Genomic DNA, 22,552 nt, shown 5'->3' on the forward strand with positions numbered 1-22,552 from the left:
AGAAATGTCGACACATATCCATTATATGGAACAACTTATCGCGTCACAATATGTTAACAATACAAATATAATATAGTGAGGTGGTAATTTAATGAATAAAAAAAAATGTGAAGATATGTATGGGTCACTTTTGAAAGCGGTTGATATTCCAGTGGAGTTATATGAATCTATGCTTGGACAATACTTCATTGGGTATGCTGATAATTTAGTATTTGGAAATAATACAAGTGCGTGGGCAAGGTTATACAATCCAATTAACTCAGGCGTTATTTTGCATGTGAATGTGTGGACTGTAACTGATGTTGCCGAGTCAGCTTTTCGTGCGCAGTTTTGGTTTAACTCAACTCCGCCTGAGTCAGATATTAATTATGCACCTGTAACTCCAACAAATTTAAATATCAAACCATCACCTAGAGCAAAGGTGAAATTAGAATATGCATCTAATGTTACAGGTGAACCAACTGGAGGAATCAAAGCCTTTGTAAGACGTGCACAGCCTGAAACAACATTGGTGGAAAGTGAAAACGGAAAAATAATTATTGGTGAGGGTGGTAACTTCTTAGTATTTCTATCAAATTCTGAAACACCGGAACTTTTAACTTCAGGTAGGATAGCCTTTGGTTGGTGGGAAGAAAGCATCAGTAGTAACTGTAAATGAAATATACAAAAAAATATATCGATTTAATGCCATATAGAAGGGGGATGGCCGAAAGGCATCCCCCTTCTATTTCATCAATGGTAATCCATGTTTAGCAACTACAATTAAAGTTTATTTTAACATTTATAAACAAGTATTTGGAGCATAAAAATGATTAATGGGAGATGGGAAATTTATGTAATAAACAGGAATCTGATATGAAAGGGGATTTGTTACAATATATACTTGTATAAAAATTTGTATCATTGTATAATTAGAGTTGCTCTTTTGGTAGCTTGTAATAAAAATCTTGAAAATATAATAGAGAGCAACTATAAAACATATAGAAAAGGATGTAAAATATGACTAAAAAACTAAATCTAATTAAGAGACTAATTCTGTTTTTTGTAGGAATGAGTATAATACAGATTGGAGTAGCTTTGTTTTTAAAAACTAACATTGGTTCTGATCCGTTTACTTTATTCACTCAAGGATTAGCATTTTTATTAAAGAAAACACCTGGAAATGCAAATATGATTATTTTATTTGTGTTGTTTTGCATAATAATTTTAGTCGAAAGATCTCGTATAAAGATAGGAACAATTATATGCGTGATTGGAGTAGGACCCATTATTGACCTTGGAGTAAAGGCCGTTTCATTTTTCCCAATTGAATCTTTAAATATTGGTATAAAAATATTTTTAGTTATATTCGGCTGTGTTCTAATTGCAATTGGATTTTCTATACTTTCAGCAAGTAATCTAGGTGTTGCACCAAACGATATTATTCCATTTATAATAAAAGATAAAACTAAGTTAGAATATCGTTGGATTCGTATGGCATTAGATGTTAGCTTTTTAATAATAGGATTTGTATTAGGCGGAGTATTTGGTATAGGTACAATAATATCTGCATTGTTAACAGGCCCATGCATACAATTTTGCCTTCCATATGGAGAAAAGTTTGTAAATTCTATAGTTAAAAATCAAGTTGAAGATGAAAAGGAAGAAAATATATCTTTAGGAGCTTAAATTTAAAAGCTAATGGTGTCCCGAAAGCTGAACTTTTGGAACACCATTAGCTTTTAGAGTATATTATATTTAAATTTCTAATAGCTAACTATATATATATGCTTTTAGCACATTTTGTATTTATATATATTTATATATAATTAAATTTATAAAGTAATATATACTGTCATTTAGTTTGTAATATTAAATAAATTAAGAGGAGATGTTTTTATGAATAGAAATGTTATTATGGAGAGAAATGTTTTTATTGATAGGTATGTTTTCATGGATAAATATGTTTGCTCAGTGTGCGTGTACGAATATGATCCAGCAATAGAGGATCCAGATGACGAAACAGAACCAGGTACTAGCTTTGATGATATTCGAAACGATTGGGTTTGTCCAGTATGTGGAGCTGCAAAATCAAAGTTTATGAAAATATCGAGATCTACTAAACGTTATATAAAGGGAACTGACTAGGTACTAAGTTAAATAAAAATATAAATAAACAAAATAAATAACTCAACGGTTTAATTTTATATTGTTTAACTAATTGAAAAAATATAAAAAAAACCAGAATAGAAGAGACTTTTTTGGTCTCTTTTATTGTTCTAAATCTAAACCCGTTCTTTTAGTTTTTCGTTTAATAAATCCTTTTTCTTTTAAAATTTAAGTTTTGAATAACTTTAAATTTCAGCAATTGTCATGTGTGTCGCTCCTTTCAATAAACTTTTAGCAACAAAAAAATAACCACAATCACATGTAGTTACTTATTTGAGATTTAATAGTACCACCCTTAGATAATTCTGAGAAATACAGCGCAATGGGGGTGGCGGTCATCGGCTTGTCCTCTTTAGAGATTTGATACAACCTTACCCGGTCAAACGGAATATAAGATATCAAATTTAATTTCTGATAATTCTTTTAATGTTAAGTCTAATGAATCTATTTTTTCTTTCATCCATGTTTGTTTTGGGTTTAAATCTAGCTCTATCTTTTTTACCCTATCAATTATATCCTTAATATCTTCTACATTTTTTTTATTTGATGCTATATCACTTTTTATACTAGTGATATCCTTCTTAGCTCTATTTATAGTAGCTACAATTCCTTTTCTATATTCTTCCATAAATAACACCCCCTATAAATAACTATGTAATATTTATAAAAAATATTACAGCTTTTACAAGTAAAATATATAAACCATAAAAATAACTACTCTCTTTAGGAGAAAGAATGGATATTTCTAATTTTAACGATATTAATTAATTAAGTATATTGTAAATATATATATAAAACACAGTAGAGAAAGTCTAAATCTACTGTGTTTTTACATTTTTTAAGTAATTTATTTTATCTACTTTTTGTTTTTAGTTCCTTGATTAGCAGCTTGTACGCTAGCATTTCCATTAACCTTATATCCGTTTTTAGCATTTTGACTATCTAAACTATTAGCAATAAGGCTTTGATCTTTTTGTTTCATGGTCATATTTTGGCTCAGACTATTTTCACTATTAGGTATAATATTTTGATTATTTTCAGCAATGGTTTTATTCTGACTCATAAAAATCCTCTCCTTTACTAAATTATTCTATATTATAATGCCTCTAACTTAATATACTTATACTAAAATATAAATTTTCGTGAAATAAAGTTTTCATGAACCGTATTGTAATGTATAGAGAATTTATCAAAGTATAAGCCTTGATTTACTTAAGTTAATAACTCCTATTATGAGACTATGGAATAACTACAAAGAGTTTAAAAATTAAGTGATAATCCTATTTTAATAAGAAATATAATATAATATTATTAGGTCGGATTCTTCTTATATTGTTAATTACAAGAGTAGAGATGCCTTTGTTTTATTTTGTAATAACGCACACTAACAGTGTTTTAAAGGATAGATGTTAACACAATACCAATTGAGTTATATTCAAAATGTAAATTATAATATTAGAACAGAAACAGCTATAGAGGTTGTAGATGAATTAAAATAATAAATTTGGACACTTATTAACTCTAATGAACATATATTATATAGTTAACATCATTAAAGTTAGATATCTACTCAAACAATGCACAAAAGCAATAATAGTTTTAGGGTACCCCGCAGAGGTGCTCTTTTAAATTTCATCCTATAAATAAAGGATACTAATATCTCCTATAGGAATTTTAAGAAAAAAGGGGTGGTTTAGATTTCATTTAAATATAAAATCAAGAAAAAAAACTTAAATGATATAAAAAATTTAATAAAAAATACAAGAGATAAAATTAGATGGAGAAAAATACTTGAAACAACACCTGAACTAAAAAAATGGGAGTACAAGAAGTCAACAGTTGTATTAACAAGATCAGCATTACAGGATATATTATTTAATTAAGAAGACCTAAGGGTCATTTAACTGAATGGATTGTTATTATGATTAATAATAATTTCTTGAAATTTAAGTTTTGTAATGAAAGGCAGGAGAAGGTTTTTCTGCTTTTTTCCTTTTTTGATTACTCATAAATTACTTTTTTAACATACAATAATGGCATCAATAAATTCTCAATAAATGTAATTAAGATTCAAAATTCTGCTCTATTACAACAGAGACCTCGTATATATACACTTGTAATTGGATGATTGTTTTTACATTTTTCTTTACGTGTTGACATACGTTTACATATAATGTAAAATATACATATAATGTTTATTTTTAAAGGAGGAGAAAATTATGACATTTTTAAAAAACTTTGAAAACCGTGTAACTGGTAATACTATAACTCAAGATCAAGCAAATAAAATTAAAGCTGTCATAAATAAAGATGAAACCGCAAAGAAAGCGAACACTGAAAAGACTAAAACTATGATTGAGCAACAACGTAAAATAAATATGGCTAGCAACAAGATCAATCATATAAATCATATAAATCCTTTAACATCCATTATAGATAATGGAACTATAACTCAGCCTCAAGCTGACAAGATCATAATGAAGCAGATATACCTATACCACTTAAGAAACATGGCAAATATTTAAATGAACTATTCAACAACGATATCTACGTTTTTGATAACAAAGATAATAAGCTTCACTATGGTTACCAACTTACCTAAAAGATTTAAAATATAAACAAGAAATTTTAAATAATATGAATGGTAAAATTTAGTAAGACATCCGAGAGGGTGTTTTTTTTATGTTACACTCAGCTAAGCTGACAGGTGGAAGTATATTTTAAACTAAATTAATTACATTCCACATCAACTTGCTATTATTTAGGAGGCAAGTATGTATTGTAAAAATTGTGGTGCTCAAATAAATGATAAAGCAGAGTATTGTACATGGCATTTTGGGCATAAAAAAAGGCTTTCAAGAAATTCTTGAAAGCCAATTGGTGCCGGAGGCGGGAATCGAACCCGCACGGTATTGCTACCACTGGATTTTGAGTCCAGCGCGTCTGCCAGTTCCACCACTTCGGCATGCCTGACAAAAAATATTTTACCATATAAATATAATTAATGCAATAGATTTATTTAATTTTAATGTGTTTTAGTATGTTTTATAAAAGATTAGTCCTTTAAAGTTGATTTAAGGGACAATCTTTTTATTATAGCAATTATACAGAGGGATTATTAGTTTTAGAGTATATTATTGGTATAATATATGTAAAGATATTATTAATAATATCTGTTTAGGGGCAAATTCAACTGGAAGTTAAGAATATAATATGTTAAAATTTCTAAATGGGGGGAAAGCTAGTAGAAGAACCCTCACGGCTATAATAAAAGGATTATATATGTTGAAGAAATAGATAATTTTATTGATGAAGTATACTATAAGCTAAAATATAGTGCAATATAAAAAATTATAAACATATTTAGAAAGAAGGGATTTACAATGTCTAAAGAAAGGCTATTAATTTTAGATGGTCATAGTCTTATGTATAGAGCTTTTTATGCATTACCAGCTCTAACTAATTCTGATGGAATATACACTAATGCAGTTTATGGGTTTACAACTATGCTTTTAAAGATGAAGGAAGAGTTTGAGCCGGATTATATTGTAACAACATTTGATAGGCGTGCACCTACTTTTCGTCATGAAGAATATAAAGATTATAAAGCAGGTAGAAAAAAAATGCCTGAAGAGCTCCGCGGTCAGTTTGCTCTAGTTAGGGAACTATTAGAGAAAATGGCTATAGATATTTATGAATTAGATGGTTTTGAAGCGGATGATTTAATAGGGACCTTGTCTGTATTTGCAGAAAAACAAGGACTTGAAGTTTACATAGTAACAGGAGACAGAGATGCACTTCAGCTTGCAACAGATAATGTTAAAGTTGTAATAAATAAAAAAGGAATGTCACAAAAAGAAATATATGATAGAAATCGAATGATAGAGGAATATGGGGTAACTCCTACAGAATTTATAGATGTAAAAGGGTTAATGGGAGATTCCTCTGATAACATTCCGGGGGTTCCAGGAATTGGTGAAAAAACTGCTTATAAGCTTATAAAAGAGTATAAGAGTATAGAAAATCTTCTTATGAATATTGAAAATGTTAGTGGGAAAAAGCTTGTGGAAAATCTAGTAACATATAGTGAACAGGCTATTTTTAGTAAGAAATTAGCTACTATTATTACATGTGTTCCTATGGAGATAGATTTAGAATCAATTAAATCAAAAGAAGAATTTGATGTACGCGCTGTAAAAGACTTGTTTTATAAATTACAGTTTAAATCTTTAATAAGTAAAATACCAGATTGTGAGGAAACTATTGAAGAGATATTTTCTGCGGATTTTACTGTAATAGATGAGTTACATAAGCTTTCAGAACTTATAAATGAAATTAAAGATACTATATATATAATTTTTGATATAGAAAACGCTAATGTGTTTACTAAAATTAGCATTAATAACATATACCTTAATTATAAGGAGAAAAATTATTTGATTAAGGTTACTGATTTATTTAATGAAGATGAAGAAAAAACTATAAAATACTTAAAAACTATGCTTGAGAGCAATGAAATTAAAAAGGTAAGTCATGCTGTAAAAAATGCTTATACTGCTCTTAATAAAAAGGGCATCAAACTACAAGGGATACTATTTGATACGGAACTTGCGGCTTATTTGTTAGATTCTGCAAAGAAAGAGTATAGCCTAGAAACCCTTATGGATATTAATCTTAGAATTAGTATTAAGGGCGAAGACCATGAAAAAGGAATTAATAAAGTAGCACTCTTAAAAAGACTTTATGAGATATTAGAAAAGCAAATCAAAGAGTATGAGATGGAGGAACTTCTATACAAGGTAGAACAGCCCTTAACAGAAGCTATATCATACATGGAGTCTGAAGGATTCACAATAGATAAAGATAACCTTTTGGAACTTGGTGTAAAATTTGCCGCAGATATAGTTGAACTAGAAAAAACTATCTTTGATTTGTCTGGTGAAGAATTTAATATAAAATCTCCAAAACAATTAGGCAAGATATTATTTGAAAAATTAGATTTACCTGTTATAAAGAAAACAAAAACAGGATATTCAACTAATGCAGAGGTTTTAGAGGCGCTAGTAGATAAGCATCCGATTATCATAGAAATTACTAGGTATAGAGGGCTAACAAAAATTTTCTCTACCTACATTGAAGGGCTACAAGCAGTAATTGATGCAGATTGTAGAATACATTCAAATTTCACCCAAACAGTTACCACAACAGGAAGGTTATCGAGCACAGAACCTAACTTGCAAAATATTCCTATAAGACATGAAATGGGTAGGGCTATAAGAAAAGCATTCATACCACACAATGATCAGTGTGTTATATTATCTGCAGATTATTCACAGATAGAGCTTAGAGTACTCGCTCACATAGCTGGAGATGTAAATTTAATTGACGCTTTCATTGCGCATAGTGATATTCATACTAAAACAGCGTCTGAGGTATTTAATGTACCTATGGAAGAAGTTACAAAACTTATGAGAAGTAATGCGAAGGCCGTAAACTTTGGTATAGTATATGGCATTGGAGAGTTTAGTTTAGCTAAAGATTTAAATATATCAAGGAAAGAAGCTAAAACATATATAGAAACATACTTTGAAAGGTATCCTAATGTTAAGAAATACATGAAGGATATAGTACTTGAAGCTGAGAAAAATAATAGTGTTACTACTATTTTGAATAGACGTAGATTTATACCCGAAATAAATTCAGCAAACAAAATTGTAAAGTCCGCGGGTATTAGGCTTGCCATGAATACCCCTATACAAGGAAGTGCAGCAGACATTATAAAACTGGCAATGGTAAATGTGTTTCATAAACTAAAGGAACAAGGATTAAAAAGTACATTAATTCTTCAAGTACACGATGAATTAATATTAAATGTATATAAGGATGAGCTTAAGCAGGTTGAGTATTTGGTTAAAGATCAGATGGAAAATGTTGTAAAGCTGTTAGTTCCTCTAGAAGTAGAAATAAGTATTGGAGAGACTTGGTATGAGGCTAAGTAATATGGGAGATTTATTAGGTAAACCTATAAGGCTACATTCTTAGATTTCAACTATAAAAAAGTGAGGGAGAAGGAAATGCTAAAGGTAGGAATAACAGGTGGCATTGGTAGTGGAAAAAGTACAGTAACTAATATGCTTATTGACAAGGGCTTTCACATTATTGATGCTGATATTGTGTCGAGAGAGGTCTTTATACTATATCCAGAAATAATGAGTAGGATTAAAGACGAATTTGGGTGTGAGTTTTTTGACAGAAATGGTGATCTTAATAGAAAAGAGCTTGGAAATTATATATTTAAGAGTGAAACTCGTAGAAAAAGACTTGAGAATATAATGATTCCTTTTATCAAAAAAGAAATTAATCAACGAATAAAGATGTGTGAAAGAGAAAACCTTCAGTTATGCTTTATCGATGCACCCACCTTAATCGAAAGCAAGTTACATACTAGTATGGATGTAACTATTTTAGTTTGGGTAAGTAGTGACATTCAAATTCAAAGAGTTATATATCGTGGTGATTTAAATTTAAACGAAACAATGGATAGAATGAGAGCTCAAATGCCAATAGATGAAAAGAAAAAATATTCAGACTATATTATTAATAATGGGGGAAGCGTTGAAGATACAATGGTGCAACTAGAGTTAATTATTACTGAGCTAGAAAGGTTAAATGTGAAGAAATGAAGTTTAAAAGAATTATAAAAATTTTAAGTATAATTTTTTTAGTTATTATACTAATTAATATAAAAAGTATTTTTAAGATCTTTTACCCATTGAAATACGATGATCAAATAATTAAATATTCACAAAGGTATGATGTAGATCCTTGTTTAGTCGCGGCTGTAATTAGGGCAGAAAGTAATTTTGATGGAAATGCTGTGTCGCACAGAGGTGCTTACGGGCTTATGCAGATAATGCCTGATACAGCGCAATGGATTGCTACAAATATGAAATTAAAAAAGTTTAATGTGGATAAATTATATGATAACGAAATTAACATTGCCATGGGATGTTGGTATATTCATAACTTAAATAACGAATTTAATGGAAATATAGACTTGGTTTTAGCAGCCTATAATGGTGGACGTGGAAATGTTCAAAAATGGCTTAAAAATCCAGCATATTCGAGTGATGGAAAAACATTAATTAATATACCTTTTGGAGAAACAGATAAGTATGTAAAAAAAGTAAAAACAAATTATAATATTTATTTTAAATTGTATGGCGAAGGTCTAAAGTCATCTGATTCCAAATAAACTAAAATACTGACTTTCACTTTTATTAAAATGACTAAATAAAATTAGATTAAAAATCTTGACAAATAGTTTGAAACTGATATATAATTAATCTCGTAGTCGTAAGTATTACTGAAATATGTGATTACGAGACTTAATCCTTTATATAATAAAATTTGCGATAGTGGCGGAATGGCAGACGCGCACGTTTAAGGGACGTGTGGGAGACCATACGGGTTCAAGTCCCGTCTGTCGCACCAAAAAAAATACAAAGTTTAAAAAGATTGAGAAGAGAAGTAGTAATACTTTTCTTCTTTTTTTTAGTTAAGTAGATATAAGTTGAACAATAAATGAATTATTAAAATAAATAAGGAAAAACTAAATTTGAAAGAGGTGTTGTTTATGAAAATCAAAAAGAATGATCTTAATGAAAAGCAGGAAAAACAATCTAAAAAAAATGAAAGTAATCCTGTTACCATAAATGGTGATAGTAATATGAGAAAACCTGTAAGGGGATTAAAGTAAAGAACACTATAAAAAAACGATAAACCAATGGGTATTGTAAAGAGGATGTAATTGCATCCTCTTTATTTTTATTAATTAAATTTCTTGAAAATTAGTATCAAAACGCAGCCTCTAGCATAAATTGATAATGTATTAATACCAGAATGGGGAGGGCAAATATGAAATTAGATGACAGAGATATTGAAGATATAGATATGCAAGAGGATTATGAATTGGTTCCACTTGAACCTACGATGTGTGGATATGGCCAAATGAACATGATGCCAAACATGGGAATGCAAAAGGGATACATGCAAGATGTAAATCCTAATATGAGGATGAACTTATTAATGGGAATAAATCAAGATGCAGAAATGAATCCATGGATGGGAATGAACCAATTTAATGAAGGGATGTTCATGAATGGTTTTAATCCTATGGGTGGGATGTATAGTGATATATCTGCGAGAGATTATGAGGATGAGAGCTTTAAACAAGAGGATAAGTATCAAGAGAAAGATCCACTTATAGATCAGTACAGACCTGCTCCACCTATTTCTCAATCCAATGACGTTGAGAGGATTGTAAGAAGAATTGAAAGGTATAATCCTGCTATATTTAGGAGAATGACTAGGTGTGGTATACCATATTTAGAAGCAAGGGAATTAGTTAGAAGAATTGTTAGAGTTACACTTATGTATAGAGATGAATAAAAAAGTAGTTTTAAATTAACATAAAAGATAAAAGATAAATAAATTTATTTAATGTATAACCCTATAAAAATTTATAGGGCTATTTTTATTTATTAGGTATTTTCAAGTAATTACAAGTATACCTATAGTAATATAAAAGTTATATTGAAGGAGATTTAAAATGAACGTAGAATTTAAGTATTAAGTGGGAGTAAAAAATTAAAGATGTGTAAATATAAAGAGGTGTGAATATGTTTAATATAGACATAAGTTTTGAGGATATTAGCATCAGGAATGTAGAAGAACAAGATGTTTTAAACATTAAAAATTGGATTGATAACCAACAGATTTCTGATATAGAAGCTGGATTAAATTATGGCATTACGGAGTTTCATGAAAGATATTTAGAATATTTTGTGAGCGAGGGAGAATATTTTCTTAAAGTATTATGTGGTAGTGAAATTATAGGCATTATAAAGGGTAGGATAGAATTCAAAAATCCGAATGAAGTGTGGATTATGTGTTATCTAGTAGAAATTAAACTATATGATGATGAAATATCAAAAACAATTATTAATGAATTCTTAAAACATTTATATGATAATTATGGAATAAGTAATTTTTATACTTTTGTTTCAGCTAATAATCAGGATATGCTGAGATTATGGAAAAGTAATGACTTTGAGATAATTAGAGTGACAAGTAGTTTTTTAGAGATAGATAATGAAGACAAGGATATATTAATTCTAGAAAAAATAATTCAATAAATTTAATCACAAAACTAACATATATTTTTCTTTTTTATTCTAATGTCAGAGTTTTTATAATAATATTATAAATAAGGATTTATTAAGTTAGGGGATGTTAAAGTGAAATATACAAGATATAATTATAAAGCACCTAAGAAAAGCAACAATTTTATAATTGTTATAACACTAACATTGATAGCAGCGATTGCTTTGGGTACAGTTTTTTCTAAACTATTGCCTAAAAATAATGCAAATGCGAGTTCAAATGATAAAGCTACAAAAGTAAGTATAGTAAAAAATACTAAGGTAACCAAAGAGAGTGAAGGTGTTACTAAGGCAACTACGGACACTAATATTAAGGACTATGTAGCAATTCAATGCGGTGTCTTTAGTACAAAGGCAAGTGCTTTAACACTAAAAAATAGTTTAACGGAGTTTGGTACACCATTTCTTATTGAAGAAGGCAAGTTAAATAGAGTTTTACTTGGCGTATATCCTAAAAGTAGTGCCGATAGTATTATTAAACAACTCGTGGCAAAAAAAATAAGTTATGCTAAAGTTAATTTTCAATTGGTTGGTAATGATTCGACCTCGGCACAAACCAATGAAATGATAAGTGCAGATATTCAAATATTAAATAAATTATCAGAAAAAGATACTAAAGCAGTTCAAACTGTTGAATTAAAAAAATGGGTTGGTACATTAAAAGGTGAAGATAAGAAGAGTGAAAATTATAGCTCGCTCACAATTTTTAAATCATATTTAAAGGCTTTGCCACAGGAATTAAAAAAAGATAAAACAGAGGCAGGGTATGTATATATTTATAAATTTATAAAGCAACTTTTAAAGACATAAATACATACTTTTATTTTATAATACAGTTATAGTAAAATTTCGTAAAAAATGATATAATAGTAAAAATAGTATAGAAATACAAGTAGATTATATAAACCTACTTGTATTTTTTGATTCGAATTGTTAGTAAATATCATACTTCAATCACTAAATTAATTATTAACTTTTTTTGAATAATATTTTATATACTTGTGTATGAATTTATTAAATGTTAAAATGTATAAGATATAAGTAATGTGGGGGGTATAATTTGAAAAGTGCAGAAAAAAAAAGTTCATATTTTATTTTTTTTATATTGTTAGGAGCTATTTCCGGAAGTTTTATAGGTGAACTATTGGGAGATAACATGAATGCACTCGAATTTTTAAAGAGTACCTACACAATTGGTATGAGTAATCCTATGCTTATAGATTTAAAAGTACTCTCAATAACTTTCGGTATAAATTTTAACATTAATATTATGTCTATTATAGGCATTATTTTGTCAATAATATTATATAGAAAGTATTAGGAGTGATGTAGTGGATATTATTCTAGCTTCTGCGTCACCGCGTAGAGCTGAACTTTTAAAAAAGATAACTAGTAATTTTAAGATAATGGTTAGTGACTTCGAAGAAAGTAACATATTATTTTCTGGGAATTGTGAGGACTACGTTATGACCTTAGCAAAAGGAAAAGCTATGGCTATTTGTAGTAGCGTGAAAAAACCAGCTGTTATAATAGGGTGTGATACTATTGTTTATCTGAAAGGTAAAGTATTTGGTAAACCTAAAGATAACCTTGAAGCTTTTCAAATGCTTAGTGATTTAAGTGATAATACACATCAGGTATATACAGGAATTGCAGTAATAAACACTGAAACTCAAGAAATTAAGAATAAATATGTTTGTACACAAGTAACGTTTTCAAAACTTTCTTCAAGTGAAATAAATAATTACATAGAAACAGGAGAGCCAATAGGCATGGCTGGAGCTTACGCAATACAAGGAGCAGCTGCTATATTTGTTAAAGAACTAAAAGGTTGCTATTATAGTGTGGTGGGGTTGCCAGTGAATAAATTGTATTTTATGTTAAGGGAGATGGGGGTCAATCTATAAAGGAGTTGTTTATGGGTATGACCTACAAAATCATGGATTTGCCACTGAATGAAAGACCAAGAGAAAAATTATTAAGATATGGTGCAGAAACTTTATCTAACAATGAACTATTAGCTATAATACTTAGAATTGGATCAAAACACGAAAATATTATAAGTCTTTGTAGTAGAATAATTTCTGAATGTGGCGGACTAAATGGACTTTATAGTTCAAGTGCAGAGGAATTTATGAATTTAAAAGGTGTTGGGAATGCCAAAGCAACACAACTTTTAGCGCTTATAGAAATTTCAAAAAGATTTAGAAGTTTTAAGTCTGGAGAAGAATACAAAATTACCTCACCAAAAGATGTTGCGCAGTATCTTATGGAAGAAATGAGATACTTAAAAAAAGAATATCTTAAGTTAATTATGTTAAATACAAAAAACGTAATTATAAGTATAAAAGATATTTCAATTGGTAATTTGAATACATCAATAGTTCATCCAAGAGAGGTTTTTTACGAAGCTATTAAGAAGTGTAGTGCTTCCGTGGTTATTTGTCACAATCATCCGTCGGGTGATCCAACTCCGAGCAAAGAAGATATAAGCATTACTATAAGGCTTAAAGAATGTGGTAAATTATTAGGAATAGAAGTGCTTGATCATATAATTATTGGTAATGGAATTTATACGAGCTTAAAAGAAAAAGGAATGCTTTAGAAATGAAAGGAGAAATTAAAATGGGAATATTTGGAACATCTCGTGATATGGGGATAGATTTAGGAACAGCAAATACATTGATTTACTTAAAGGGGAAAGGGATTGTACTAAGAGAACCTTCTGTTGTAGCTATAAATATAAATACTAATAAGGTACTTGCCGTTGGCGAAGAGGCTAAGCAGATGATAGGTAGAACACCAGGTAATATCGTTGCCATTCGTCCTATGAAAGATGGAGTAATTGCAGATTTTAATATTACTGAAAAAATGCTTAGGCACTTTATAAATAAAGTTAGTCCAAAGGGTTTTACAAGTCCAAGAATTGTAGTTGGATTTCCCTCTGGTGTAACTGAGGTTGAAAAGAGAGCAATAGAAGAAGCAACTAAAAGAGCAGGTGCAAGAGAGGCTTACTTAATGGAAGAACCAATGGCAGCAGCTATTGGAGCTGGGCTTCCTGTAAATGAACCAACAGGAAGTATGATCGTTGATATCGGAGGCGGAACTACGGAGGTTGCAATAATATCATTAGGTGGTATTGTAACATGCAAGTCTCTAAGAGTGGCGGGAGATGAACTTGATCAATCAATAATAGCTTTTGTTAAAAAACAGTATAGTCTTATGATTGGTGAGAGAACGGCAGAAAATATTAAAATGGAGCTTGGATCAGTGTATGAACAAGAAGATGATGAAATGAGCATGGAAATAACAGGACGAGATTTAATAACAGGGCTTCCAAAAGTTATAGAGGTAACACAAAAGGAAGTAAGAGAAGCTCTCAGTGAACCAATTCAATCAATAATTGAAGCAATAATAACAACACTAGAAAAAACCCCACCAGAGCTTGCATCAGATATAATGGAGAAAGGTATTATGTTAACTGGAGGTGGTGCATTACTAAAAGGAATAGATGCACTTATAAACCAGGAAACACATATGCCTGTACATATATCTGAAAATCCACTTGATTGTGTTGCTATAGGAGCAGGTAAAGCTCTCGATAATATTGATGTTATGAGTAAAAGAAGATAAATATGAGATTCTTAAAGAATAAACTGACAGTAGTTATCATAATACTGTCAGTTAGCTTTTTAGCTTTAATAGGCTATAGCGCGAATCGAGATAAAAAGTCTTTTGTGGAGAATGGTGTGGGGGTAACAATAAATTCAGTACAAGGTATATTTTATAATGGATTTTATAAAATAACCAATTCATTTCAATTTATAACAAACATTTCAAATGTTAAGAAGCAAAATGAAGAACTTAGGAAAAGTAATAATAAACTTCAAAGCAAAGCCCTAGAATACGATGTTTTAAAAAAAGAAAGTGAAAGGTTAAGAAGCATGCTTAATTTTTCAAAGCAAAGAGATGAATACAATTATGTAGGTGCTGAAATTATTGGAGTAAGCGGAAATAGCTTTTCAGATGGATTTATAATAAATAAAGGTGAAAATAAAGGATTTAAAAAAGGAATGATAGCTATGACTGGAGAAGGATTAGTAGGTCAGGTTACATCAGTTGGTAACAATTGGTCGATAGTTCAATGTTTATCTAATGAGAATATTGCAGTCGCAGCGCTAGTTCAAAGTACGAGAGATAATAATGGTATTGTTAAAGGGTATAAAGATGAAAATAATAAATCACTTGCAGAAATAGAGCGCCTTTCTTTAGAGTCGGCTGTGAAAAAAGGTGATGTAATAGTAACATCAGGCCTTGGAGGAATATATCCAGCTGGAATTAGAATAGGAAAGGTTTTAAGTGTTCATGAGAATAAAGGTGAAGTTATGAAAAGCGCTATAATAGAGCCTTATGTTAATTTTTCAAAGATTGAAGAAGTATTTATTGTGGTACCAACAGACCCTAGAGAAATAAAATATTAGGAGTTGTATTATGAAGAAAATATTAACCATAGTATTTTTATGCATTCTATTCCTAATATTAGATAATACTTTAATGCCTTTACTTAAGATAAATGGAGCATATCCAAGTCTAATATTTACTTTTGCACTCTGTTATTCAATAGTTAGTTCTCCAAAAGATGCAGTAGTAATAGGAATTTATGCTGGTGTACTACAAGATGTGTATTTTTTTAATGGGTTTGGAATAAATATGTTAAGTAATATGCTTATGTGTGTTCTAGCTAACTATATAGGTAAAAATATATTTGTCGAAAAATCATTTTTACCAATAATATCATCCTTTGTGTTAAGCATAGTTAAAGGTTTAATGGTATTTTGTATATTGTTCTTAGTAAGACAATATACAAATATAGGAGTAATATTCTATCATGCAATATATAATTTAATAGTTTCTATTTTTATGTATAAATTTACGTATAAACTTTCTCAAAAGGAATACATGAAGACTGAGTGGAAATTTTAACACTATGTTTACGTGATGATAAAACAATCATTTAAAAGGAAGTCCATAATTGAACTACTATGTCCATTTTTTAAAAGGTTGGTGAAATAGTGAGTAAGAGAAACAAAAATGATAAAAAGTTTTCTAGATTTAATACTTTAGCTGTAATTATGATCTTAATCTTTTCAGTTATTGTTCTAAGGTTAGTTAATATACAGGTGATTAATGGAGAGGTATATAAGGAAACTGCAAATCAACAAAATCACAAGATAATATCTACACCAGCCCCAAGAGGTGAGATAGTAGATAGAAATGGTGCTAAATTAGCTACAAGTATGCAAAGCTATACATTAATATTTACTAAAACAACAGAAAGTGAAGCAAGTTTAATTCCAACCTTGGACAAGGTATTAAAAATTCTTGATGATAACAAGCAAACACTCGTAGACGATTTTTTACTTGGAGTAAACACTGAGAAAAACAAGACGGAGTACAAATTTAATTTTAAGACTACAGATAAATCATCACAAAATTGGTTAGAGCTTAGATTTAAAAAAGATAGAGGGTTTGAGGAAAAAGTTATTAAAAATATTTATAAGGATAAAAAGAAAGATGATCTAACTGAGGCCCAGCTTAAAAAGGTTGATGAACTTCTTTTAAAGATTACACCTGAACAAGTTTTCAATCAATTAGTAGTGCAGTATGGGCTTGATAAAATTAAAAATTCAAAAAGCAAAGTTGATCTTAGACGGTATATGGTAGTTGAGGATAATATAAAGATGCAGAGCTTTTCTGGTTATAAGCCTGTAGTTATTGCAAGTAACTTGTCTAAAGATGCTTCATTCATTATTGAACAAAGGCAACCTGAGATTCCGGGTATTAGTGTTGTAGTTCAGCCAATTAGATACTATCCTAATAAGGATTTAGGATCGGCTTTTTTAGGTTATATTTCTAAAATAAACCCTTGGGATAAAAATAAGTATGAGGAAAAGGGTTATGATATAAGTTCAGATTACATTGGTACTGCAGGAATTGAGTCAACTTTTGAAGATGTTTTAAAAGGAACTAAAGGGCAAGAAAGCATCTCGGTTAATAAACAAGGACGTAAAGTTAGCTCTTTAGGTCAGATTGAAACTTATCCTGGTCAAACAGTACAACTTAACATAGATAAAGATATGCAATATGCTGCAGAGAGAAGTTTAGATGCAGTACTTGTAAGTTTACAAAAAAAAGGTAAAGTCAAAGATGTAGATATGACAAATGCGACAAGAGGTGCAGTGGTCGCAATGGATGTTAAGACAGGTAAAATATTAGCATTGGCAAGTAGACCAGGGTATGATCCTAATATTTTTTCAAGAGGCATAACAAGCGATGAGTATGATAAAATATTTGGTCCAGTCACTGAGAAAATGGGACTAGATTATATTAGAAAAAGAAATCTTGTAAATGTTAAAGGCATACTAACTGATAAAGAAATGACAAAATCCAAAGCGGAAAAAGAGAAAATATTACTTGATTATATGTTTCCTGTAGACAAAAGTGCACAGGGTGAGACTACAATAAGAAAGGATAATAATGATATTTTCCCCAAAGCAACTTTTAATTACGCAACTAAATCTTTAATACCACCTGGCTCTTCATTTAAACCACTAACAGCTATTGCAGGACTAGAAGAAGGCGTCATAACCGAGACTAGTACAGTATATGATGGTGGGCCATACAATAAACGTTACCAAACAGTTACAGCTGCATGTTGGATATATAATGATACTGGTAATGGTCATGGAATAGTAAATATTCAAAGGGCAATGAGAGAATCTTGTAATTACTACTTCTATGATGTAGCTGATAAGCTATATGCTCACGGCGGAGAAAATCAAACTGGGTTAGACTTACTAGCAAAATATGCATGGAAATTTGGTCTTGGCATAGAGCCTAAAAGTAATAAAAAACCAGCCACAGGTATAGAAATACCTGAAAATTATGGTCAGGTATATAATTATGAATCTAGTAAAGAAATATTAGCGAGTATTCATGTAAGTAATTTAGTGGGCAATTTACAAAAGGGATCAAATTCATATAAACCACTTGATCTTGAATCACAGAAAGAAAGTGGAACTAAAGAAGAAATAAGTAATATTGTAAAATTAAATAAAAATAAGGTTAAGTTTATTGCTGAAATTAAGACACAAATGAAAAAAGATAAGAAAGGTTACGTTAATACAATTCTGCTAAAGGAGTTCATTAACGCTTCCTCAGTATTAAAAAGTAATAATTATACAGATAAAGAGATTAAATCTATGACTGGAACTGTAAATTCTGAAATAGGTGATGCTAGTGTTGAAATTAATTCTGCAGCTAATGCATACTATGCAGCCATAGGACAGGGTTTCGATGCATTTACACCTCTGCAGTTAACGAATTATGTTTCTACTATGGTAAATGGTGGGAATAGATATGAACTGCATTTGGTTGATAAAACTTTAGATCCAGATGGAAATGTAATTAAAGAAACTAAGCCTGTAGTTTTAGAGAAAACTAATATAAGTGCTAACACAATTAGAATAATTAAAGAGGGCATGTTAGAAGTTACTAGTAACCCTAATGGTACAGCTTATAGTGTTTTTGGCGATTTTGCTATACAAAGTGGAGGGAAAACAGGTTCAGGTACTTTTAATGATCTTACTCAATCAGCGCTAGGAAGGACTTCTTATGGGTATTATATAGGGTTTGCTCCATATGATAAACCTGAAATAGCTATCTGTGCGGTTGTTTTTGATGGAGGTCATGGTGCCTATGTTGCACCAATTGCAAAATCAGTTTACGAGCAATACTTTAAAGTTGCAATCTTAAAAAAAGACGCTAAATATAAATTTATGGTTAATCCAGATGAGAAAACCAGTGATATAGATTTGAATAATGCTACAACTGGGAATTCTCATGATTAGTAGAATAAGTATTTAAATTATGAATAAATGAGAATTGCAAATAAACTCTGACAAATTTATTTGTCAGAGTTTATTTATTTTATTGTTAAGAATAAAATAAAATAAAAAAATATTGAAATTAGGCAGGAATTTGATGATAATATGTTGAAATAGTAGCGTAGTCACATTCAAATAAATATGCTAGCATTTTTGACTTGTTATTTATTTTCATGTGCCTTAAGTTCAATTATGGAGCAAAACAATTAATAATTGCTTTTCACCCCAGAGGAGAGCTAGGAGGTAAAAATCATGGTTACGGATAAAATAATCATTAAGGGAAATAAAGAGGGATTAAATGTAGTTATAAATATGAATCATTTTAGTGATTTTGATGATATGTTAGAGTCTTTAGTTGAAAAGCTTTCACAAGGAAGAAGATTTTATAAAGGTAGTACTTTAAAAATCACTACTGAACTTAAATACATAAATGAAAGGGAAAGCAGAAAATTAAAGGAAATATTATTTGATGAATTTTTAATTAGTGATTGCATTTTTCAAAATCAAGAGGACTCAACGGGCAAAGTTTTTACTGGTATTTATGAGGGGAAGACTAAGTTCATCAGAAAGACAATAAGAAGTGGCCAAAGCATAAATTATCCTGGTAATATAGTTATAGTTGGGGATGTGAATCCGGGAGCTGAAATATATGCAGCAGGAAATATAATTGTAGTTGGAACTTTAAGAGGAGTTGTGCATGCAGGTACTAATGGTAATGAAAAAGCTATAATTGCAGCATTTAAATTGGAGCCTCAAATACTACAAATAGGAAACATAATAACAAGATCACCTGAGGATGAAGTTAAACCTCAATATCCCGAGGTGGCAAAAATAAAAAATGGGAATATTATTGTAGAACCGTATTTAGCTAATAAATATATATAATGGAGGTAATGCACATGGGAGAATCTTTAGTTATAACATCAGGTAAGGGTGGCGTTGGAAAAACAACCACAACTGCAAATATAGGAACAGCTATTGCATCTATGGACAAAAAGGTAGTAGTAATCGATGGTGACACGGGGCTTCGAAATCTTGATGTTTTAATGGGACTTGAAAATAGAGTGGTGTTTACACTAGTAGATGTAATTGAAAAAAGATGCAGATTAAAGCAAGCCCTAATAAAAGATAAAAGATTTAGCAATCTATATTTACTGCCAACAGCACAAACTAGAGATAAAAATGATATCAGTATAAAGGATATGCTCTTAGTTGTTAATGAGTTAAAAGAAGACTTTGATTATGTTATTATAGATTGCCCTGCAGGAATTGAACAGGGCTTTGAGAATGCTATTGTAGGAGCTGATAGAGCTATTATAGTAGTTAATCCAGAACTCACGTCTGTTAGAGATGCAGATAGGGTAATAGGGAAACTAGATTCTAAAGGTATTGATAGGCATGAGGTTATAATAAACAGAATGAATTATGAAATGACAAGGAATGGGGACATGCTATCTGTAGATGATATTATAGAATGCCTGGCAATTAAACTAATAGGAGTTGTTCCTGATGATAGAAAGGTTACAATTTCAACAAACAAAGGCGAGCCAATTGTATTAGATGACAAGTCGTTAGCAGGCGTAGCTTTTAAAAACATTGCTAGAAGAATTATGGGAGAGGAAGTACCCTACGCTTCACTAGATGGATCATCAGCTATAGGCGCAGGATTCTTTGCATCTCTAAAAAGAATATTTAAAGAATATAGGGGGGGACATTAATGAATTTATTTAAAATGTTTTCTAATAAAATCTTCTCGAAGGATATTGCAAGTGATAGATTAAAGCTGATTTTAATACATGATAGAGCAGATATTTCGCCTGATTTTTTAGAAATGATTAAAGCAGATATACTAAAGGTGATTTCAAAATACGCTGAAGTAGAAACTGGGGATATTGAAGTTAGACTAACAACAACGGAAGAATACGAAGGCAATTCACCGGCATTAATAGCAAATATACCTATCAAAAAAATAAAAAGAAAATAAGAAAAGGCTATGTGTAATTAACAACTTATGCATAGCTATTTCACTTTAATATGATATAATCATATTTGAGATGGAGGTAGGTTAAACCATGAAAATTTTACAAAACTTAAGACTTAATAAGAAACTATTAAGAGAATTGGATTATGTTGCAATTATATTTGCAATTTGTATTGTAATTTTTGGGTGTATAAATATTTATAGTGCTACAAACAAGGATTATGGATTTTATTATTTGAAATTGCAAGTTGCGTGGTTGATATTAGGTCTTATTATGGTATATGTTCTTTTGGCTTTAGATTATATGTTAATAGAAAATTATGCTGTCATAATATATTGGGCAGGAGTTATATTGTTATTGATCAATGATTTTTCTGTACTTGGATCTTCTGCTAATGGTGCTAATTCTTGGATAAAGATTGGTAGCTTTGGGATACAACCTTCAGAATTTGCTAAAATTGGCATGATAATAATGCTTGCAAAAAAATTAGATGAAATGGAGGGGAGAATCAACGACCCTAAAAATTTATTTGAGTTAATGTTTTATGCAGCAGTGCCAATGATTTTAATTGTTATTCAACCAGATATGGGAATGACTATGGTAAGTTTCTTCATAGTACTAGGTATATTTTATTGTATAGGACTCGATTCTAAGATAATAATCGGAGGGATGACTTCAGTTTTATTGTTGGTTGTAGGTGTATGGAATTCGCCAATCATGAAAACTTATTGGAAAGGAAGACTTACATCTTTCCTAAGTCCTGAGAAAAATGCACTAGGGTCAGGGCTTCAGCTTATTCAATCAAAGATTGCTATAGGTTCAGGAGGAATCCTTGGACGTGGTTTTGGGAAAGGAGTGCAATTTAATTCTGTTCCAGAGAATCATACAGATTTTATTTTTGCCGTTTTATCTGAAGAATGGGGACTTATTGGTGCATTAATACTAATATTATTATATGGTATCATTATATATCGCTTAATAAAAATTGCAAAAGAATCTAAAGATATTTTTGGAACTGTAATATGTGTGGGGTTTATTTCAAATTTATTGTTTTCAATAATGCAAAATATTGGTATGACGATGGGACTTATGCCTATAACAGGAATTACTCTACCATTCATGAGTTATGGTGGAAGTTCACTCCTAACAGGTTTTATGGCATTAGGACTTGTTTTAAATGTAGGCATGAGAAGAAAGAAAATAAATTTTTAAAACACTGGATGTGATAATTTAAGCACATTTATGTGGATTA

At 30.1% G+C, this 22,552-nt stretch carries 25 protein-coding genes and 2 tRNA genes; 24 read left to right on the forward strand and 3 right to left on the reverse strand.

What is annotated here, in order from left to right; all coding sequences use genetic code 11:
• Positions 1 to 91: 91 nt before the first annotated feature.
• From LGK95_RS02955 to LGK95_RS02965, 3 genes are all read left to right on the forward strand, one after another.
• The gene (locus LGK95_RS02955) at positions 92 to 658 is read left to right on the forward strand and encodes a DUF6143 family protein (protein ID WP_226122052.1); all 567 of its coding nucleotides are present in this window, start codon (positions 92 to 94) and stop codon (positions 656 to 658) included.
• A 341-nt stretch (positions 659 to 999) separates the two neighbouring features.
• On the forward strand, positions 1,000 to 1,668 hold the full coding sequence (locus LGK95_RS02960) for a YczE/YyaS/YitT family protein (protein WP_226122054.1): 669 nt from the start codon (positions 1,000 to 1,002) through the stop codon (positions 1,666 to 1,668).
• A 264-nt stretch (positions 1,669 to 1,932) separates the two neighbouring features.
• Positions 1,933 to 2,127: a rubredoxin gene (locus LGK95_RS02965; protein WP_226122308.1), complete on the forward strand. Its 195-nt coding sequence runs from the start codon at positions 1,933 to 1,935 to the stop codon at positions 2,125 to 2,127.
• Positions 2,128 to 2,527: 400 nt separating this feature from the next.
• Here LGK95_RS02965 and LGK95_RS02970 read toward each other — a convergent pair whose 3' ends face one another.
• Both LGK95_RS02970 and LGK95_RS02975 read right to left on the reverse strand, forming a co-directional pair.
• Positions 2,528 to 2,776, reverse strand: coding sequence for a hypothetical protein (locus LGK95_RS02970; RefSeq protein ID WP_226122056.1), 249 nt, complete (start codon positions 2,774 to 2,776; stop codon positions 2,528 to 2,530).
• A 228-nt stretch (positions 2,777 to 3,004) separates the two neighbouring features.
• Positions 3,005 to 3,211 carry a hypothetical protein gene (locus LGK95_RS02975; RefSeq protein WP_226122058.1) on the reverse strand — a complete coding sequence of 69 codons (207 nt, stop codon included), beginning with the start codon at positions 3,209 to 3,211 and terminating at the stop codon, positions 3,005 to 3,007.
• A 1,156-nt stretch (positions 3,212 to 4,367) separates the two neighbouring features.
• On the opposite strand from LGK95_RS02975, the gene LGK95_RS02980 reads away from it, so the two are divergent.
• A complete protein-coding gene (locus LGK95_RS02980; protein ID WP_226122059.1) occupies positions 4,368 to 4,673 on the forward strand; it encodes a hypothetical protein in 306 nt (101 codons plus the stop codon).
• 249 nt (positions 4,674 to 4,922) lie between these two features.
• Positions 4,923 to 5,018 carry a zinc-ribbon domain-containing protein gene (locus LGK95_RS02985; RefSeq protein ID WP_226122061.1) on the forward strand — a complete coding sequence of 32 codons (96 nt, stop codon included), beginning with the start codon at positions 4,923 to 4,925 and terminating at the stop codon, positions 5,016 to 5,018.
• Between the two features lie 8 nt (positions 5,019 to 5,026).
• On the opposite strand, the gene LGK95_RS02990 is transcribed toward LGK95_RS02985, so the two are convergent.
• A tRNA-Leu gene (locus tag LGK95_RS02990) sits at positions 5,027 to 5,113 on the reverse strand.
• Between the two features lie 418 nt (positions 5,114 to 5,531).
• Between LGK95_RS02990 and polA the strand changes: the two genes are divergently transcribed.
• The 19 genes from polA to rodA all read left to right on the forward strand — a co-directional run bounded on the left by polA (position 5,532) and on the right by rodA (position 22,512).
• Entirely contained in the window at positions 5,532 to 8,147 is a 2,616-nt protein-coding gene (polA, locus tag LGK95_RS02995) for a DNA polymerase I (RefSeq protein ID WP_226122063.1), read from the forward strand.
• A 75-nt stretch (positions 8,148 to 8,222) separates the two neighbouring features.
• The gene (gene coaE / locus LGK95_RS03000) at positions 8,223 to 8,831 is read left to right on the forward strand and encodes a dephospho-CoA kinase (RefSeq protein WP_226122065.1); all 609 of its coding nucleotides are present in this window, start codon (positions 8,223 to 8,225) and stop codon (positions 8,829 to 8,831) included.
• Positions 8,828 to 9,403 (forward strand): lytic transglycosylase domain-containing protein, encoded by a 576-nt coding sequence (locus LGK95_RS03005; RefSeq protein WP_226122067.1) that lies wholly within the window; start codon positions 8,828 to 8,830, stop codon positions 9,401 to 9,403. The genes coaE and LGK95_RS03005 overlap by 4 nt, the downstream gene beginning before the upstream one ends.
• Positions 9,404 to 9,560: 157 nt before the next feature.
• A tRNA-Leu gene (locus LGK95_RS03010) sits at positions 9,561 to 9,642 on the forward strand.
• 142 nt (positions 9,643 to 9,784) lie between these two features.
• Entirely contained in the window at positions 9,785 to 9,907 is a 123-nt protein-coding gene (locus LGK95_RS22330) for a hypothetical protein (protein ID WP_264174460.1), read from the forward strand.
• Between the two features lie 158 nt (positions 9,908 to 10,065).
• A complete protein-coding gene (locus LGK95_RS03015; protein ID WP_226122069.1) occupies positions 10,066 to 10,599 on the forward strand; it encodes a hypothetical protein in 534 nt (177 codons plus the stop codon).
• Between the two features lie 230 nt (positions 10,600 to 10,829).
• Positions 10,830 to 11,345 carry a GNAT family N-acetyltransferase gene (locus tag LGK95_RS03020; RefSeq protein ID WP_226122071.1) on the forward strand — a complete coding sequence of 172 codons (516 nt, stop codon included), beginning with the start codon at positions 10,830 to 10,832 and terminating at the stop codon, positions 11,343 to 11,345.
• 102 nt (positions 11,346 to 11,447) lie between these two features.
• Positions 11,448 to 12,182 carry an SPOR domain-containing protein gene (locus LGK95_RS03025; RefSeq protein ID WP_226122073.1) on the forward strand — a complete coding sequence of 245 codons (735 nt, stop codon included), beginning with the start codon at positions 11,448 to 11,450 and terminating at the stop codon, positions 12,180 to 12,182.
• Between the two features lie 250 nt (positions 12,183 to 12,432).
• Positions 12,433 to 12,693: a DUF4321 domain-containing protein gene (locus LGK95_RS03030; protein ID WP_226122075.1), complete on the forward strand. Its 261-nt coding sequence runs from the start codon at positions 12,433 to 12,435 to the stop codon at positions 12,691 to 12,693.
• A 10-nt stretch (positions 12,694 to 12,703) separates the two neighbouring features.
• Positions 12,704 to 13,279, forward strand: a complete 576-nt coding sequence (locus LGK95_RS03035) for a Maf-like protein (protein WP_226122077.1) — start codon at positions 12,704 to 12,706, stop codon at positions 13,277 to 13,279.
• 11 nt (positions 13,280 to 13,290) lie between these two features.
• A complete protein-coding gene (gene radC, locus LGK95_RS03040) occupies positions 13,291 to 13,977 on the forward strand; it encodes a RadC family protein (RefSeq protein WP_226122079.1) in 687 nt (228 codons plus the stop codon).
• Positions 13,978 to 13,997: 20 nt separating this feature from the next.
• Positions 13,998 to 15,005 (forward strand): rod shape-determining protein, encoded by a 1,008-nt coding sequence (locus tag LGK95_RS03045; RefSeq protein ID WP_319001889.1) that lies wholly within the window; start codon positions 13,998 to 14,000, stop codon positions 15,003 to 15,005.
• Between the two features lie 2 nt (positions 15,006 to 15,007).
• A complete protein-coding gene (gene mreC / locus LGK95_RS03050) occupies positions 15,008 to 15,853 on the forward strand; it encodes a rod shape-determining protein MreC (RefSeq protein ID WP_226122083.1) in 846 nt (281 codons plus the stop codon).
• Between the two features lie 10 nt (positions 15,854 to 15,863).
• Positions 15,864 to 16,355 (forward strand): rod shape-determining protein MreD, encoded by a 492-nt coding sequence (gene mreD / locus LGK95_RS03055; RefSeq protein WP_226122085.1) that lies wholly within the window; start codon positions 15,864 to 15,866, stop codon positions 16,353 to 16,355.
• Positions 16,356 to 16,444: 89 nt separating this feature from the next.
• A complete protein-coding gene (locus LGK95_RS03060; RefSeq protein WP_226122087.1) occupies positions 16,445 to 19,282 on the forward strand; it encodes a penicillin-binding transpeptidase domain-containing protein in 2,838 nt (945 codons plus the stop codon).
• Positions 19,283 to 19,570: 288 nt separating this feature from the next.
• Positions 19,571 to 20,203 (forward strand): septum site-determining protein MinC, encoded by a 633-nt coding sequence (gene minC / locus LGK95_RS03065; protein ID WP_226122089.1) that lies wholly within the window; start codon positions 19,571 to 19,573, stop codon positions 20,201 to 20,203.
• Between the two features lie 14 nt (positions 20,204 to 20,217).
• A complete protein-coding gene (gene minD, locus LGK95_RS03070; protein ID WP_226122090.1) occupies positions 20,218 to 21,036 on the forward strand; it encodes a septum site-determining protein MinD in 819 nt (272 codons plus the stop codon).
• Positions 21,036 to 21,302 carry a cell division topological specificity factor MinE gene (gene minE, locus LGK95_RS03075; RefSeq protein ID WP_226122091.1) on the forward strand — a complete coding sequence of 89 codons (267 nt, stop codon included), beginning with the start codon at positions 21,036 to 21,038 and terminating at the stop codon, positions 21,300 to 21,302. Before minD ends, minE begins: the two co-directional genes overlap by 1 nt.
• A 94-nt stretch (positions 21,303 to 21,396) precedes the next feature.
• Positions 21,397 to 22,512 (forward strand): rod shape-determining protein RodA, encoded by a 1,116-nt coding sequence (rodA, locus tag LGK95_RS03080; RefSeq protein ID WP_404814397.1) that lies wholly within the window; start codon positions 21,397 to 21,399, stop codon positions 22,510 to 22,512.
• Positions 22,513 to 22,552 lie beyond the last annotated feature (40 nt).

This window comes from Clostridium algoriphilum (assembly GCF_020443705.1).
In the GTDB taxonomy this organism is placed as follows: Bacteria; Bacillota; Clostridia; order Clostridiales; family Clostridiaceae; genus Clostridium_AD; species Clostridium_AD algoriphilum.